This window comes from Dechloromonas denitrificans, from assembly GCF_020510665.1.
GTDB lineage: Bacteria > Pseudomonadota > Gammaproteobacteria > Burkholderiales > Rhodocyclaceae > Azonexus > Azonexus denitrificans_B.
The window spans coordinates 630,471-647,400 of sequence record NZ_CP075187.1 but is presented as its reverse complement, the minus strand read 5'-3'; the positions used below and the strand labels follow the sequence as shown (position 1 = coordinate 647,400).

Here is a 16,930-nt window from a genome sequence, read left to right as displayed (position 1 = left end):
TCCTCTATAACCCGCCGATCGCAGCGACAGTGCAATAACGAACTGTTCGATAATGGATGCGGGATGTAAAATCCTACATCAAAAAATACCAATTTCATTTTTTAGCTGATCAAAATACCATGCAGCCTTACCTTGACCTGATGCGCCACGTGCTGGAAAACGGCAATGACAAATCCGACCGGACCGGCACCGGCACACGCTCGGTTTTTGGCTGGCAAATGCGCTTCAACCTTGCCGATGGTTTTCCGGTGGTTACCACCAAAAAACTACACCTGAAGTCGATCATCCACGAACTGCTGTGGTTCATTCAGGGCGATACCAACATCCGCTACCTGCAGGAAAACGGCGTCCGCATCTGGGACGAATGGGCCGATGAAAACGGCGATCTGGGGCCGGTATACGGCAAACAGTGGCGCCGCTGGGAATGCCCGGACGGACGGCTGATCGACCAACTCAGCCAATTGGTCGACAGTTTGAAAAATAATCCCGACTCACGCCGCCACATCGTTTCCGCTTGGAATCCGGGCGACGTCGACAACATGGCGCTACCGCCTTGCCATTGCCTGTTCCAGTTTTACGTCGCCGATGGAAAATTGTCGTGCCAGCTTTATCAGCGCAGCGCCGATATCTTTCTTGGCGTCCCGTTCAATATTGCCTCTTACGCACTGTTGACCGTGATGCTGGCCCAGGTTTGCGGTTATCAGCCGGGTGAGTTCATTCACACCTTTGGTGATGCCCACATTTACTCGAACCACTTCGAGCAAGCCAGATTGCAGCTTTCCCGCCCTCTCCGCCCCTTGCCAAAACTGTGGATCAATCCGGAGATCAAGGATCTGTTCGCCTTCCGTTTCGAGGATTTCCGCCTCGACGGATACGATCCGCATCCGCACATTCCTGCGCCGGTTGCCGTCTGATATGGATACGCGCCTGATCGACAGTACGGCATGGCGAGCGCTGACCCGCCATGCCGAGGCGATCAAGGATCGCCACTTGCGGGATTTGTTTGCCTCCAACCCGCAACGCTTTGACGACCTGTCGCTAAGCCACGGCTCGCTACTGGTCGACTTTTCCAAGCAACGCGTCACCGGCACCACCCTTCAACTGCTGCGTAACCTGGCAGAGCAGTCTGACATCGAGGGCTGGATGAAGCGAATGCAGGCTGGCGAAGCAATCAACCATACCGAAAACCGGGCAGTCCTGCACACCGCCTTGCGTGCCGGCAATGATGCGCCGGACGAAGTCAAAGACGTGCTCGCCCGGATGGCTGCATTCTGCGAACAGATTCATACCGGCCAATGGCGTGGCTACTCCGGCGAGCGGATCACCAATATCGTCAACATCGGCATCGGCGGGTCCGACCTCGGGCCGCGCATGGCGGTCCAGGCACTGGCTGGCAGCCAGCATCCCGACCTGAATGTGCACTTCGTCTCCAATCTGGATGGCGCAGACCTGGCCACGACACTCTCACGCCTTAATCCACGCAGCACCTTGTTTATTGTTGCCAGCAAGACATTTACCACGCTGGAAACCATCACCAACGCACGCACGGCCCGCCACTGGCTATTGGCCGCCGCCAATGATGAACGAGCCGTTGCGCAGCATTTTGCCGCGGCATCGAGCAACCTGACCGCAACCTGCGAATTCGGTATTGCCCCGGCCAATGTCTTCGAATTCCGCGACTGGGTCGGCGGCCGCTTCTCGCTCTGGTCGGCAATCGGCCTCCCGATTGCACTGGCGATCGGTTATCGTAATTTCGAACGTCTGCTGGCAGGCGCCCACGACATCGACACGCATTTCTTTACCTCCCCGGCCGAGAGCAACCTGCCACTGACCCTTGCCCTGCTCGCCGCCTGGAACACCAACTTCCTGAACGCGCACAGCCACGGTGTCTTCCCGTATAGCCACTCCCTGGCGCTGCTACCCGCCCATTTGCAGCAACTGGAGATGGAGAGCAACGGCAAGCGTGCCGATCGTCAGGGTCGCACGGTCGACATCGCCACCAACCCGATTTTGTGGGGCGCGGCCGGAACCAACGGACAACACTCCTTTTTCCAGCTGCTGCATCAGGGCGGTGCGCTGGTTGCCAGTGACTTCATTGCGCTGGGGCAATCCGACTTTGCACTCCCCGGCCATCACAGCGGCCTGCTCGCCAACTGCCTGGCCCAATCGTCGGCCCTGGCCTTCGGCCAGACCGAAGCCGAAGCACGTTCCGCCGGCATTCCGGATGCCCTGCTGCCCTATCGCAGCTTCCCCGGCAACCAGCCATCAACGACGATCATCCTGCCCGAACTGACCCCGTTCAGCCTCGGCCAGCTGATTGCACTCTATGAGCACAAGGTCTTCTGCCTCGGTGTCCTGTGGAACCTGAATTCCTTCGACCAGTGGGGCGTTGAACTCGGCAAGCAACTGGCTGGCCGGCTTGCCCCGTGCATCAAGGGCGAAGCCAGCAGCGAAGCACTGGACAGCTCGACGCGCGGACTGATCCACCATCTACGCCAGTTCAGAAACTGAAAACCATGTCAGAAATCATCATCATCGCGGCCGTTGCCAAGAATCGTGTCATCGGCCGCGACAACCAGCTGCTCTGGCACATCCCGGAAGACATGTCTCATTTCAAGGCATTGACGGCCGGCCATACGGTCATCATGGGACGTAAAACCTGGGAGTCGCTGCCCGAGCGTTTCAGACCACTGCCCAGCCGCAGGAATATTGTCATCAGTCGCCAGGCGGACTACCCAGCCACTGGTGCCGAACTGGCAGGTTCGCTGGAAGCAGGCCTGGCATTGTGCGCAGCGGACAGCAAAGCGTTTGTCATTGGCGGCGGAGAAATCTATCGCCAGGCCATGAGTTTCGCAGACCGCCTCGAACTGACCGAAGTAGATCTGGAACCCGCCGGAGATGCATGGTTTCCCGAATTTTCCCAGCAAGGCTGGCAGGAGTCAGCACAACGCCCCATGACCAACGCCGCCGGACGTTTCGTCACCTACCTCCGTAACTCGCATTAAAAAATCCGCGGGGCCTGCACCTCCGCGGATTTTTTCTGATGCTTGCGCTACTCAGCGCTTGAAGGCTGCTGTACCCGATATGTTGTTGCCACCAACGTAGTTATTGTACGAAGCCCCCGCATGCGAGGCGTTGGGACCGGAGAAGAACCCTGCGCCGGTAGAACCACTGGCCCACGTGAACGTTGACGACACCGGCACCGTGCCGGTAGAAGCATTAATGGCATAGTTAACGTTAGAGTAAGGCACTTGCAAAGCCATGGAAACATTCATGGTCGCAGCACCAAAAGAGGCTGTCAGCGTCCCTGTGACCGGGCCAGTCGAAGAGCCCGTCGAGGCAGTCGGTGTTGTATAGCCGATCAGCTGATAAGTTGCGGTAATGCCGCTCAAAGCGGACAGCTGACTCAGCGCTGTTTCGCGACCAACCACATAATGGAAGTTGGCCAATGGTCCACCGCCAGAAGCCGGCGGCACTACAACAGAAGTTCCCGTAGCCCAGCGGCCCCAGCCAATCACTCCATCCGCCGAAGCAGACTCTCCTAGCGTCTGACCATAAAACGTGCCGTTCGAATTGCTTGCCACAATCAACTGGCTCGAACTGCCAAATACCGTAGAAGCATTTGGAGCCAACCCTCCATTTACCCCATGGGCCCAGGCAAGCGCATAACCGGCCCCTGAAGTCAGTTGATTCCCATTCAGCAACAGACTACCATCCTGGTTGCGAAATTCACTGCTCGAAAACTGGGGCAGCAATTGCTCGCCAGGCTGCGCCGGCCGCAGTTGAGGCCGGAAATCGACGCGCTTCGGAGCGGCCTTTGGCCCTTCGACGACCGCTGAGTCACCACTGACCAATACCGTGCAACCTGAGCCATTACAGACCTCAATAGCCCCCTCTCCTGTCGCGATGACAACGGTCTCCGAATCAAGATAGGTGAGGGTATATTCGGTCCCGCGTATGCCTATGGTTGCGACCGAGGTTGTGACTTTGTAGTTACCCTTGTTAACCTTGCCAACCAGCCCGGTCAGCGTGCGCAGCCCGCCCCTCAGCAGGCTGAAAAAGCCGCGCTCCTTGCCATCCTGCTGACCGCTGAACTGGTAGTCGTCAATCCGGAAATCCGTATTCGGCTGCAGGGAAACCATCGCACCGTCGTCAAAACGCAATTGGGCGCGACCATCACCGACCCGCACGGTATCGCCGGCAACGATTCGCCCGCCTTTACCCAGCGAACGTGTACCGCCTGCCGCACTGACGGCCTGGACATCACCAATGACGAAGTCGAGACTGGCAGCGGCCAGTCCGGTGAGAGGAAAGGCTGCAACGAGCAACAACAGGAGTTTTGATGAATTATTGAAAGTATTGGAAACGGTCATCACGCGGGCTCCTGCGGTCAGAATTCACGGCGGATGGCCACTGAGACCATTTCACGGTGATAGTCGTTAAGGGCTGTATTCGACTCATTCAGGCTCAACGAAAGCTGAGGCGTGATTGTCCAGTCCTTTTCAAAAGCGTAGCTGGCGCCAAGCAGCAAAGCATATTGCTCATCGCGCCTTTTGGTCAGGAATGCAGGGTCGACCGCGACATGGCGGCGCTGCTCAAAAGAAAAATTCCCGAAAGCAATGGTCTTTTGAGTGACATTGGCCCGTGCACCGAAACGCACACCCAGACCATTGAAGCCGAGAAACTCGACGTGCGCGGTCTGCGGGCTTTCCCGAACGAGATAAACACTGGCATACCCGACCGCATTGTCGCGCCAGAGATGCGCATAGGCTGCGCCACCGACCCAGCGGTCCGCATCCCGGACATCCTGCGTCAAATAATGCAAATCGCTGTACTGGGTGTACAGGCTGAACTGATTGCGCGAATCATGGTTGTACTGCCACTGGCCGGTCAGGCCGGTCGCCATGCGATAGCGGTCCTTGTCGACGACAAGATGGCTGGACTGCCCCATCAACGTATAGACACTCTTGCCATCGGTCAGCACTGCGCCCAGATTGGCGTCGGCGTTGCCGAGATCGAACTGATCGGTGTGACCATTGAACCGCTCGGTACCTGAGACGCCGGCAAGAACAGCCACTTGCCTTGAAACGGGAATGCGTACATTCGCCCCGGCGCCCAGCTGGCCAAAATTATCCTTGTTGGCCTTGCTGTCCTTGGAAAGCGTTGCCGGGGCAGAACTGATGCCCGGAATCACTACCGTGCTCTTGTTTGGCCCGAGATTGAGATTGGTGTCGTAACCCAGGGTCAGTTCCAGATAGCCATTGGCCGATACCTTCGATTGATCCTGAACATTTCTGGCTGCCGCGATATAGCGCTCCAGCGTCAGCGAAACGTCGGCCGGCACGCCTTGCTTCTGGACAGTTTCGAACTCCTTGCGAGCCGTGTCTGCCTCCCCCAAAGCCAGATAGGCACGGGCAATCTCGGCACGCGCTCTGACGTGATTCGGATCCATCGCCAAAACACGCTCCAGCGCAAACACCGCTCGCGTATTCTGGCCAACATCAAGTGCTGCCAGGCCGAGCAGGAAGTCAAACAGCGGCTCCCCCGCCCGCGTGCTTTCCTGCGTATCCAGCAAGGCAAACGCCTGGGCCGATTTGCCGCGTTCAAGTAACTCTCTGGCCTGATCGGTCAATGTATCGGCGTGCGCGGCCGGCTGGAACGCCAGCATCAGCAGACTGGCAAGACAGATGGTTTTCTTGAAGTGCATGGGCGGCCTTCCCTCTCAAGCCTTGATTTTTTACCTGCCACTCGGACTCGTACTGGGCCCCTGGTTCACCGACATCGGACTGGCTGTGTTCGTTGGCAAATTCGACGCCGGCGTTGACGCTGCTGGCAATTGTACGGGCAAGCCAACATTTGTGGGGGGCTGAGGCAAATCCGGCTGCAGTTCTCCCCCCTGGATACCGAGCGAACGCGGCTGCATCTGCGGACGCTCGCCACGATCGTAAACCCAGACGGTCTGGCCTGGAGCGATCTGCTGGCAAGCCATGTCACTACACACTTCAACCAGTCCGGCATAGGTGGTAACCGACAACCCTGTACCGTCAAAAGTTGCCCCATATTCGGTCCCACGCACGCCGATGGTCGCCACCGTCGTACCAACCTTGTACTGGTTGTAATCCTCTTTGCCAAGCAAGCCGGTTACGGTGCGCAACGCCCCTTTGATCAGGGTCATCACCACACCATCACCGGGGGTGGCCCGGTTGCCACGGTCGACGAAGTCAAATGCATCAATCCTGAACTGGGTACCGGGCTGCAGCGACATGCTCGCTCCATCCGAAAAGCGCAGCTGGACCCGCCCATCCGCCGTATTGATCGAGTCGCCGGGGAACAGGTCGCCACCGCGCAGCAACGGCCGAGAAACACCGTTTACCGCGACGACTACCGGCGAACCGGTGGCAAAAACCACCTTGGCAGCAATTTCAGCCAAGGCAAGTGCCGGCCATAGCAAAAGCAGCAGCGCCCATAGACAGCTCCAGCGTTTCGCCATATCCGGCATGGTTTATTGCCTCACACAATCAACGTAGTAACGGCCATCGCCACCCTTGACCAAGCCATGGACATCCGTCTCGAAGCCGGGGAAGGCAGCATTGAATTCACGGGCAAACTTCAGATAGCTACAGATTGTCTTGTTAAACCGTTCCCCCGGAATAAGCAAGGGAATACCCGGCGGGTAAGGCGTCAGCAAGACTGCCGTTACACGGCCTTCAAGCTCGTCGACCGGGACACGCTCGATTTCCCGGTGCGCCATCTTGGCAAAGGCATCGGCCGGACGCATCGCCGGCACCATGTCCGAAAGATACATTTCGGTCGTTAGACGGGCGACGTCGTTTTGCTTGTAGACACTGTGAATCTGGGTGCACAACTCGCGCAGACCGACACGCTCATAACGCGGATTTTTCTGCACGAACTCGGGCAGAGCGCGCCACAGTGGCTGATTCTTGTCGTAATCATCCTTGAACTGCTGCAGTGCGGTAACCAGCGAATTCCAGCGGCCCTTGGTGATGCCGATGGTAAACATGATGAAGAAGCTGTACAGGCCGCACTTCTCGACGATCACACCGTGCTCGGCCAGGTACTTGGTAACGATGGCGGCGGGAATGCCGAATTCGTCGGCGAAGTCGCCATCGACGTCGAGGCCCGGGGTGATGATCGTCGCCTTGATCGGGTCGAGCATGTTGAAGCCGTCGGCCAGGTTGTTGAAACCGTGCCAGCGTTCACCCGGCTTGAGCATCCAGGCGTCACGCTCTTCGATACCTTCTTCGGACAGGTCGTCCGGCCCCCAGACCTTGAACCACCAGTCGGCGCCCCACTCTTCATCCACCTTGCGCATCGCGCGGCGAAAATCGAGCGCCTCGGTGATCGACTCTTCGACCAGCGCGGTACCGCCCGGTGCTTCCATCATCGCGGCAGCCACATCGCAGGACGCGATGATCGAGTATTGCGGCGAGGTCGAGGTGTGCATCAAGTAAGCCTCGTTGAACAGATCGCGGTCAAGCTTGCGGTTCTCACAATCCTGGACAAGAATTTGTGAGGCCTGCGACAAGCCGGCCAGCAGCTTGTGGGTTGATTGCGTCGAGAAGACCATCGACTCCTTGCAGCGCGGCCGATCGGCACCGATGGCGTGGTAATCGCCATAGAAATCATGGAAAGCAGCGTGCGGCAACCAGGCTTCGTCAAAATGCAGGGTGTCGATCTTGCCGTCCAGCTCTTCCTTGATGTCCTCGACGTTGTAGAGAATGCCGTCGTAGGTCGATTGCGTAATCGTCAACACGCGCGGCTTGGCCGTCTTGTCGGCAATGAAGGGATTGGCGGCAATCTTCTTCTGGATGCTTTCCCAGGCAAACTCGCTCTTCGGGATTGGCCCGATGATGCCGAAGTTGTTGCGCGTCGGCATCAGGAAGACCGGGATTGCGCCAGTCATCATGATGGCGTGCAGAATGGACTTGTGACAGTTGCGGTCGACCACCACGATATCACCGGGCGCCACCGTCGAGTGCCAGACGATCTTGTTCGACGTCGACGTACCGTTGGTCACGAAATAAAGATGATCGGCATTGAAAATGCGTGCCGCGTTGCGCTCGGAAGCGGCAACCGGGCCGGTGTGATCGAGCAGTTGACCCAGTTCTTCGACGGCATTGCAGACGTCGGCACGCAGCATGTTTTCACCGAAGAACTGGTGGAACATCTGACCGACCGGGCTCTTCAAAAAGGCGACGCCACCCGAATGGCCGGGGCAGTGCCAGGAATACGAACCGTCTGCGGCATAGTGGGTCAGCGCACGGAAGAAGGGTGGCGGCAGGGAATCGAGATAGGCCTTGGCTTCGCGCTTGATGTTGCGGGCGATGAATTCCGGCGTGTCCTCGAACATGTGGATGAAACCATGCAATTCGCGCAACACGTCGTTCGGGATATGACGCGAGGTCCGCGTCTCGCCATGCAGGAAGATCGGAATCTCGGCGTTGCGGTTGCGGATTTCAGAAACAAAGGCACGCAGTTCGGCCATCGTTTCTTCCGGCTCCAATGCCAGCTCTTCATCGTCGATCGACAAAACAAAGGCACTGGCCCGCGATTGCTGCTGGGCGAACGAGGTCAGGTCGCCGTAGCTGGTGACCCCCAGCACTTCCAGGCCTTCTTTCTCGATGGCTTCGGCGAGCGCCCGGATACCCAGGCCAGAGGTGTTCTCCGAGCGAAAATCTTCGTCGATGATGATGACGGGGAAGTGGAAGCGCATGTTGGATCCTTGAAAAGCGGCGACCCGCCGCAGCGGGTCACAGAATAAGACAGTTTTGTTTCAGTCTTGCGTCAGATCTTGGGGAGCGTCACGCCGACCTGCCCCTGGTATTTGCCACCGCGATCCTTGTACGACGTTTCACAAACTTCGTCGGACTCGAAGAACAGGACCTGGGCGCAACCTTCGCCAGCGTAGATCTTGGCCGGCAACGGGGTGGTATTGGAAAATTCCAGCGTCACGTAACCTTCCCATTCCGGCTCGAACGGCGTCACATTGACGATGATGCCGCAGCGGGCATAGGTCGATTTGCCGAGACAGACGGTCAACACTGAACGCGGAATGCGGAAGTACTCCATGGTGCGGGCCAGCGCAAAGGAATTGGGCGGAATGATGCAGACGTCGGACTCGATTTCGACAAAGGATTTCGGATCGAAATTTTTCGGATCCACCACCGTCGAATTGATGTTGGTAAACACCTTGAATTCGCGTGCACAGCGAATGTCGTAACCGTAGCTCGAAGTCCCGTAGGAGACGATTTTCTCGCCATTCGCCTCGCGGACCAGTTCCGGTTCGAACGGCTCGATCATGCCGTGCTCTGCCGCCATACGGCGAATCCACTTGTCTGATTTGATAGCCATTTTTCCCTGCTGCGGTCGACAAAAATAAAGGCGGGATTTTACCCGCCTTTGTGTGGGGTTTTGGCAAAAACTTGGGCTCAGGTGTTCTGCACAACGATGTTCGGGAACTTGGAGGTCATGTCCTTGGCCTTCTCGCCCACCTTGACCGCGACACGGCGGGCAATGCCGCGATAAATCTCGGCAGCGCGGGAATCGGGCGCCCCGACCACGGTCGGCTTGCCGCTATCGGCCATCTCGCGAATGGCCAGCTCAAGCGGCAGGCTGCCGAGAAACTCGACGTCGTAATCCTGGCACATCTTCTGGCCGCCGCCGGTGCCGAAGATATGCTCTTCGTGACCGCAGTTCGAACAAATGTGAATGCTCATGTTTTCAACGATACCGAGGATCGGCACATTGACCTTCTCGAACATTTTCAGCCCCTTGCGAGCATCGATCAGGGCAATATCCTGCGGTGTGGTCACCACGACTGCGCCGGTCAACGGGACTTTTTGCGACAGCGACAACTGGATGTCGCCAGTACCCGGCGGCATATCGACGATCAGATAATCGACATCGCGCCAGTTGGTCTGGCCGAGCAACTGGTCGAGCGCCTGGGCGACCATCGGACCACGCCAAACCATCGGAGTTTCGACATCGACCATGAAGCCGATCGACATGGCCTGTACGCCATAAGCTTCGAGCGGCTCCATGCTCTGCCCATCCTTGGATTCGGGCTGCTGCCCGGCCAGACCGAGCATTTGCGGCTGCGACGGGCCGTAGATATCGGCATCGAGAATGCCGACCGAGGCGCCTTCCTGGGCCAGCGCCAGGGCCAGGTTAACCGCAGTCGTGCTCTTGCCGACGCCGCCCTTGCCGGAAGCCACGGCGATGATGTTCTTCACGCCGGGCAGCAGCTTGACGCCCAGTTGCACCGAATGAGCAACAATCTTGGAATAAACATTGGCCGAAACATTGCCCACCCCGGGCACCGCACGCACGGCAGCAATCACCTGCTTGCGGATAGCATCGATCTGGGTTTTTGCCGGATAAGCAAGCTCGATATCGAAGGCAACATCATCACCATCGAACTTGATGTTCTTCACCGCCTTGCCGGCGACGAAATCCTTGCCTGTATTGGGGTCGACCGCAGCAGTGAGGGCCGTTTTGATCTGCTGTTCTGAGAGACTCATGGATACTCCGGTTGGGGTTGGGCTGCACAGGAATACCTGAGCAATTTTGTACAGTATACCCCAAACCGGAAAAGCGGAATCAGTTCGGCTGAACCGTATCCAGGCGATACCCCTGACCGTACACTGAGGTCAGCATCAAGCCACTTTCACCCGCCAGTCCGAGCTTCTTGCGCAAGCGGCTGGCGTGCGTATCGACCGTTCGCGTATCGACTTCGGTTTCCTTGACCCAGACGCTGGCCAGCAATTCTTCACGCGGCAAGACCCGGCCGACGTTGCGCAGAAAGATCACGGCGAGGTCGAACTCGCGCTGGGTCAGATCGATATCGAGGCCAGCCAGACGAATCCGTCGCCCATCGAGATCGACCTCGATGTTGCCGAAACGCATTGCTCGCGGGCGAACATGCTGGCGCCGCCGCAGCAGAACTTCGATGCGCGCCATGAACTCCATGTAGCGAATCGGCTTGGGAATGAAGTCATCGGCCCCCAGACGCAGAATATCCGCGGCATTCTCTTCCTCGGCACGAGCGGTACAGAAGAGGACAGGAACATCCCAGCCACACACTTCGCGTACGTGCCGGAGCACCTCGTCGCCACCGATGTCCGGCAGAGTCCAGTCAATGATGAAAAAGTCGAAGGTACGGGTTTTCAGCGCCTCGATACAAGCGCGGCCTTCGGCAAACACTTCGACCTGATACCCCTCGCTTTTGAGCAGGGCCTTGATGACTTCAGACTGGCTGCGACTGTCTTCCACGACTGCGAATAGCATATTGACTCCTTATTTGGGCGGATTCTCGCGCCTTCGCCCCAATCCGGCAATACAACCTTTGTCTATTTTACAAAGCCCACACACTCATCAACTTGTGCACACAAACGACGAAGCGCTTCCGCTCGCGGTAAAATTGCGTTTTATTTTCAAATTTGGCCACTGCGATGTCGCGCAAGATTCTCGTTACCTCTGCCCTGCCCTACGCCAACGGCGCCATCCACCTCGGCCACCTAGTCGAATACATTCAGACCGACATCTGGGTGCGCTACCAGAAAATGAGCGGCAACGAATGCTGGTACGTCTGCGCCGACGACACCCACGGCACGCCGATCATGCTGCGCGCCGAGAAGGAAGGCATCACCCCGGAGCAACTGATCGCCCGCGTGCATGGCGAGCATTTCCGCGACTTCACCGGCTTCCATGTCGGCTTCGACAATTACTACAGCACCCACTCCGATGAAACCCGCGAGTGCGCCAACACCATCTACGGTCGCCTGCGCGATGCCGGCCTGATCGAAACGCGGACCATCGAACAGTATTACGACCCGGTCAAGTCGATGTTCCTGCCTGACCGCTTCATCAAGGGCGAATGCCCGAAGTGCCACGCCAAGGACCAGTACGGCGACAACTGTGAAGTCTGCGGCGCCGCTTACGCACCGACCGACCTGATCGAACCGTTCTCCGCCGTTTCCGGCGCCAAGCCGGAACTGCGCACCTCGGAACATTATTTCTTCAAGCTTTCCGATCCGCGCTGTGAAGCTTTCCTGCGCCAGTACACCAGCCGCGACAACGGCGTGCTGCAAAGCGAAGCGGCCAACAAAATGCAGGAATGGCTGGGCGCACCGGGCGAAAACAAGCTGACCGACTGGGACATTTCGCGTGACGCGCCCTATTTCGGTTTCGAAATTCCGGACGCGCCGGGCAAGTACTTCTATGTCTGGCTCGACGCCCCGATCGGCTACATGGGTTCGTTCAAGAACCTGTGCGGCAAGAACGGGCTCGATTTCAACGAATACTTCAAGCCAGACTCGACCACCGAGCTCTACCACTTCATCGGCAAGGACATTCTCTACTTCCACGCACTGTTCTGGCCGGCCGAACTGGCGCATGCCGGCTACCGCACGCCGACCAAGATCTTCGCGCACGGCTTTCTCACGGTCGACGGCGCCAAAATGTCGAAATCGCGCGGCACTTTCATCACCGCCCAGAGCTATCTCGACACCGGCCTCAACCCGGAGTGGCTGCGTTACTACTATGCGGCCAAGCTGTCGGCCAGCATGGAAGACATCGACCTCAATCTCGAAGACTTCTGCGCCCGCGTCAATTCCGACCTGGTTGGCAAGTTCGTCAATATTGCCAGCCGCTCGGCTGGTTTCATTACCAAGCGCTTCAATGGCCAGCTCGCTCCGGCCGATGCAACATTGCCGGCGATCAAGGCCATCCAGGAAGCAGCAAGCCGGATTGCCGAGCTGTACGAAGCACGTGAGTTCGGCAAGGCGATGCGTGAAATCATGGCGCTGACCGACGGCGCCAACCAGTACGTCGATAGCGTCAAGCCATGGGAACTGGCCAAGCAGGAAGGCAAGGAAGTTGAACTGCATGCGGCCTGCAGCAATGCACTCAACCTGTTCCGCCTGCTCACCGTGCTGCTCAAGCCCATCCTGCCGATCATCGCCGGCAAAGTCGAAGCCTTCCTCAACATTGCGCCATTGACCTGGAACGACACCGGAAGCCTGCTCGCAGCCGGCCACGGCATCAACGCCTACGAACACCTGATGACCCGGGTCGATCCGAAGCAGATCGAAAAACTGATCGCCGCCAACAAGGAATCTCTCGCCCCCGCCGCCGAAGCAGCACCGGCCAAGGCGGCGGCCAAGCCTGCCGAGAAACCGGCCGCCAAGGTTGCCGAAGTGCCCGAGAGCGGCCTGTGCAACATCGACGACTTCATGAAGATCGACCTGCGCATCGCCCTGATCGCCAACGCCGAACATGTCGATGGCGCCGACAAGCTGATCCGCCTGACGCTCGACATCGGCGAAGAGAAACCGCGCCAGGTATTTGCCGGCATCAAGTCGGCCTACGATCCGGCCACGCTGATCGGCCGGCTGACCGTTATGGTCGCCAACCTGGCCCCACGCAAGATGAAATTCGGCCTGTCGGAAGGCATGGTCATGGCCGCCTCAGACCCGGCCGGAGAAACGCCGGGAATCTTCCTGCTGTCGCCTGACAGCGGCGCCCAGCCCGGCATGCGAGTCAAATAAATCCATGCCAACCGCAACGGCCTGCACTGCAGGCCGTTTTTTATTGCGCCGCAACAAAATGGCAGCAAACCTCATGTATTACATTAAGTTACACAGCCAATACACATCCCCGTTTCAGGCTTTTTGAACTATCCACAAAATCTGTGGATAAGTCTGTGAATGAAACCGGGGTTAAGTGGCTAAGTAGCCGTTCCACAAGGCTTTTTCTTACCCTGCCAGAACTTTGAGCTAAATCATAAGTCATTGATTTAACTAGTGATAAATTCAATTCGTCGAATTTGTCAAATCCATCAAGCAACATCCCGAAGAAACACGAAATAAAATGCTTACTGTGCATAAGTCAAGTCTTGACAGGCGCTTTTTTGCATTTTAAAACCCACAAGGTCAGCCAATGAAACGGCGCACATTATTCAAAGCCGCCCTCGCGCTGGGCGCGACAAGCCTTATTCCGCAAGCACACGCCGCGCGGGGACGCGCAATCATTGTCGGCGGCGGCTGGGGTGGCCTGGCGGCCGCTTTCCGGCTCCGGCAACTGGCCCCGGATATCGAGACCATCCTGATCGAGCGCAATGCAGCCTTCTGGTCGCGCCCGCTGTCGAATCGCTGGCTGGTCGGTCTGGCCGACGACAAGATGCTGACCCATGATTACCGGGCGGCAGCGCAAAGGCATGGCTATCAGTTTCTGCACAGCGAAGTCCACGAGATTGACCGCGAACGACGCACGCTGACCACTCAGGCCGGAACGCTGACCTACGACTGGCTGATTCTGGCGACCGGCATCCGCGAGGATTTTTCGGCCTGGTACGGCGTTGACCGCGACGCTGCCAATTTCACGCGCCAGCACTTCCCCAGCGCCTTCTGTGACAGCGATGGGCACCTGCGCCTGAAAGCCAAACTGGCTGCCTTCACGGGCGGCAACCTGGTGATGAGCGTACCGGCCGCCCCCTACCGATGCCCCCCAGCGCCCTACGAACGAGCCGGGATGATTGCCTGGTGGATGAAGACCCGCGGCATCAAGGGACGCCTGACCATCCTCGACCCCAACCTGCCGGCGCTGGGTTTTGACCGTGTCTTTCGGGACAGTTACCGCGACCAAGTGACGTATGTGCCGCAAGCCCAGGTCAAACAGGTCGATCCCTACAAAAAGCAGATCGTTACCGATTTCGACACCATCGACTTCACGGATGCCATCCTGATGCCGCCGCAACAGGCATCAGGCCTGATCTGGCAGGCCGGGCTGATCGCCCGGAACAAGGATGGAACACCCACGGGCTGGGCGGCGCATGACCCGGTCAACCTGCATGTGCCGGGCGATGAGCGGGTTTTCCTGGTTGGCGACCTGCTCGACAAAAGCTCGCCGCTCTTCGGCTATTACCCGAAAACCGGTCAGCTGGCGGCACGCCTGGGACAAATTGCAGCAGCCCAGATTGCCGCCCGGGCCAGCGGCTCGATGCCGGCCCAGATGCTGCCCGACAGCACCTGCCACGTACTGAACCGGGTCGAGCCGATGGAAATTGCCCGGCTCGATGCCAGCTTCCGCCTGCGCGGCGACGGACTGATCCAGCAAACCGTCAAGCAAGGCTATGACCCGCAGCCCGACAACAACGACGTTCGCTGGGCCAGTGCCATGTTCGCCGAACTCGGCTTGTCACCCAGCCTTTAGTGACGAGCCCAGATGCTGGTCGAACCATCGGGTTTGACCAGCATGGTGTTGTACAGATCACGCCGGACATCGCGCTCACCATTCGCCGTATCGAGCATCGTGCACGCCGTTTCGCAGGTCGGATTGGATAACTCCCGACCCGGCGCGCCGCGCGGCAAACCGGGCACCGCAATGCCGCGCGCCTTGGGTTTGTCACGCAACAGCTCGTGAATATCCTCGGCGTGGACATGCCCCTCGACGAAATAGCCGCCGACCACCGCAGTGTGAATCGACTCGACATCCTTCGGCACCTTCATCCGCCGCTTGAATCCGGCCATGTCGGCGGTTTCCTTGTAGCTGACGCGAAAGCCGTTGTCGGCCAGGTAGGAACCCCAGTCAAGACAGGCCAGACACGGGGACGGCATGTGAATCTCGACCAGCGGGGCCAGCCCCGGCTCCGCCGCCGCGAGCGAACTGACCAACCCGCAGCAGCCAAGCACCAGCCAGCGTCCCCGCCGCATCACTCCTTGAGCAAAACCCATTTTCCACCTCTGACAGTCATCATCACGCGCGCCCGCTGATCCATGCCGTTATGATTTTGCGCCGACATGTTGAAGACACCTTGCGCGCCCACGACCTCTTTCGAAGCCTCAAGAGCATCGCGCAAGGCAATGCGGAACTCGCTGGAACCCGGCTTGGCTTTTTTCAGCGCATCCGGAATCGCCTTCTGCAACAACAAGCCTGCATCATAAGTATTGGCGCCGAAGGTCGACATCGTGCCGGCGCCGTACCTGGCTTCGTAATTCTTGATATAGCCCTGAGCCACGGGCTTGATCGGATTGCCGGTCGCCAGATCGTCAGCCACCAGCATTGGCCCGCCGGCCATCAGGGTACCTTCCACCGTTTTTCCACCGAGGCGGATGAAATCGTTGGTCGCCACGCCATGCGTCTGGTAAATGCGGCCCTTGTAGCCTTTTTCCTGCAGTCCGGCCTGCGGCAAGACGGCGGGACCGCCGGTTGCGGCAATGAATACGGCATCCGGACGTGCCGCGATAACCTTGAGCACCTGGCCGGTGACCGACTGATCGGTACGATTGAAGCGCTCATTGGCCACCAGCTTGATGCCGGCCTTTTCGGCCATGGCACTGAACACCTTGAACCAGTTTTCGCCGTAAGGGTCGTTGAAACCAATGAAGCCCAGCGTCTTGATGCCAGCCGTTGCCATATTGGCGAGCACGGCCTCGGCAATCAGATCATCGTTCTGGGTAGTCTTGAAAACCCACTTTTTCTTGTCATCCATCGGCAAGACCACGGCGGACGAACCCACGGTCGTCAGCAATGGCGTTTTCGACTCAGCGACAAAATCAAGAATCGCCAGCGCTGCCGGCGTCGTGGTCGGCCCGATCAGGGCATCGATCCGGTGTTCGCCAAGCAGCTTCTTGACGCCCGTCACGGCATTGGTCGGATCCGAAGCATCATCGAGCACGATGTACTCGATTTTCTGGCCGGCGATTTCGCTCGGCAACAGTGCCACCGTATTTTTCTGGGGAATCCCGACCGCAGCCGTTGGCCCGGTCGACGAGGCAATCACGCCAATTTTGATCTCTGCACGGACCAGGCCGGCCGAGAGCAGCAAGACAGCAAGCAGGGAATACTTTGAAAAACGCGGCATGGACAAACCCCTTCAGGCAAAATGCAAACTTTCCGGATTATAGCGGCC

At 58.4% G+C, this 16,930-nt stretch carries 14 protein-coding genes; 5 read left to right on the top strand and 9 right to left on the bottom strand.

Annotated elements, in window-relative coordinates; translation table 11 throughout:
* The first annotated feature begins 119 nt into the window (after nucleotides 1-119).
* The 3 genes from KI614_RS03025 to KI614_RS03015 are packed head-to-tail and all read left to right on the top strand — an operon-like array spanning nucleotide 120 to nucleotide 3,005.
* A complete protein-coding gene (locus KI614_RS03025; RefSeq protein WP_226407781.1) occupies nucleotides 120-914 on the top strand; it encodes a thymidylate synthase in 795 nt (264 codons plus the stop codon).
* Nucleotide 915: 1 nt separating this feature from the next.
* Nucleotides 916-2,511 carry a glucose-6-phosphate isomerase gene (gene pgi, locus KI614_RS03020; RefSeq protein WP_226407780.1) on the top strand — a complete coding sequence of 532 codons (1,596 nt, stop codon included), beginning with the start codon at nucleotides 916-918 and terminating at the stop codon, nucleotides 2,509-2,511.
* 5 nt (nucleotides 2,512-2,516) lie between these two features.
* Entirely contained in the window at nucleotides 2,517-3,005 is a 489-nt protein-coding gene (locus KI614_RS03015; RefSeq protein ID WP_226407779.1) for a dihydrofolate reductase, read from the top strand.
* A gap of 51 nt (nucleotides 3,006-3,056) precedes the next feature.
* On the opposite strand, the gene KI614_RS03010 is transcribed toward KI614_RS03015, so the two are convergent.
* From KI614_RS03010 to KI614_RS02980, 7 genes are all read right to left on the bottom strand, one after another.
* Complete coding sequence (locus tag KI614_RS03010) at nucleotides 3,057-4,373, bottom strand: FecR domain-containing protein (RefSeq protein ID WP_226407778.1); 1,317 nt, start codon at nucleotides 4,371-4,373, stop codon at nucleotides 3,057-3,059.
* 17 nt (nucleotides 4,374-4,390) lie between these two features.
* Nucleotides 4,391-5,707, bottom strand: a complete 1,317-nt coding sequence (locus KI614_RS03005) for a tetratricopeptide repeat protein (protein ID WP_226407777.1) — start codon at nucleotides 5,705-5,707, stop codon at nucleotides 4,391-4,393.
* Between the two features lie 30 nt (nucleotides 5,708-5,737).
* Complete coding sequence (locus KI614_RS03000; RefSeq protein WP_226407775.1) at nucleotides 5,738-6,499, bottom strand: FecR domain-containing protein; 762 nt, start codon at nucleotides 6,497-6,499, stop codon at nucleotides 5,738-5,740.
* 3 nt (nucleotides 6,500-6,502) lie between these two features.
* Complete coding sequence (locus KI614_RS02995) at nucleotides 6,503-8,734, bottom strand: arginine/lysine/ornithine decarboxylase (RefSeq protein ID WP_226407773.1); 2,232 nt, start codon at nucleotides 8,732-8,734, stop codon at nucleotides 6,503-6,505.
* Between the two features lie 71 nt (nucleotides 8,735-8,805).
* Nucleotides 8,806-9,372, bottom strand: a complete 567-nt coding sequence (gene dcd / locus KI614_RS02990; protein ID WP_226407771.1) for a dCTP deaminase — start codon at nucleotides 9,370-9,372, stop codon at nucleotides 8,806-8,808.
* 77 nt (nucleotides 9,373-9,449) lie between these two features.
* Nucleotides 9,450-10,541 (bottom strand): iron-sulfur cluster carrier protein ApbC, encoded by a 1,092-nt coding sequence (gene apbC / locus KI614_RS02985; protein WP_226407768.1) that lies wholly within the window; start codon nucleotides 10,539-10,541, stop codon nucleotides 9,450-9,452.
* 79 nt (nucleotides 10,542-10,620) lie between these two features.
* Nucleotides 10,621-11,307 (bottom strand): response regulator transcription factor, encoded by a 687-nt coding sequence (locus KI614_RS02980; protein WP_226407766.1) that lies wholly within the window; start codon nucleotides 11,305-11,307, stop codon nucleotides 10,621-10,623.
* A gap of 164 nt (nucleotides 11,308-11,471) precedes the next feature.
* Between KI614_RS02980 and metG the strand changes: the two genes are divergently transcribed.
* Together metG and KI614_RS02970 are read left to right on the top strand one after the other, a co-directional pair.
* Entirely contained in the window at nucleotides 11,472-13,568 is a 2,097-nt protein-coding gene (gene metG, locus KI614_RS02975) for a methionine--tRNA ligase (protein ID WP_226407764.1), read from the top strand.
* 391 nt (nucleotides 13,569-13,959) lie between these two features.
* Nucleotides 13,960-15,231 (top strand): FAD-dependent oxidoreductase, encoded by a 1,272-nt coding sequence (locus tag KI614_RS02970; protein WP_226407762.1) that lies wholly within the window; start codon nucleotides 13,960-13,962, stop codon nucleotides 15,229-15,231.
* Here KI614_RS02970 and KI614_RS02965 read toward each other — a convergent pair.
* Nucleotides 15,228-15,731: a DUF411 domain-containing protein gene (locus KI614_RS02965; RefSeq protein WP_226407760.1), complete on the bottom strand. Its 504-nt coding sequence runs from the start codon at nucleotides 15,729-15,731 to the stop codon at nucleotides 15,228-15,230. The genes KI614_RS02970 and KI614_RS02965 overlap by 4 nt on opposite strands.
* Nucleotides 15,731-16,882 carry an ABC transporter substrate-binding protein gene (locus tag KI614_RS02960; RefSeq protein ID WP_226407759.1) on the bottom strand — a complete coding sequence of 384 codons (1,152 nt, stop codon included), beginning with the start codon at nucleotides 16,880-16,882 and terminating at the stop codon, nucleotides 15,731-15,733. Before KI614_RS02960 ends, KI614_RS02965 begins: the two co-directional genes overlap by 1 nt.
* Nucleotides 16,883-16,930: the final 48 nt, after the last annotated feature.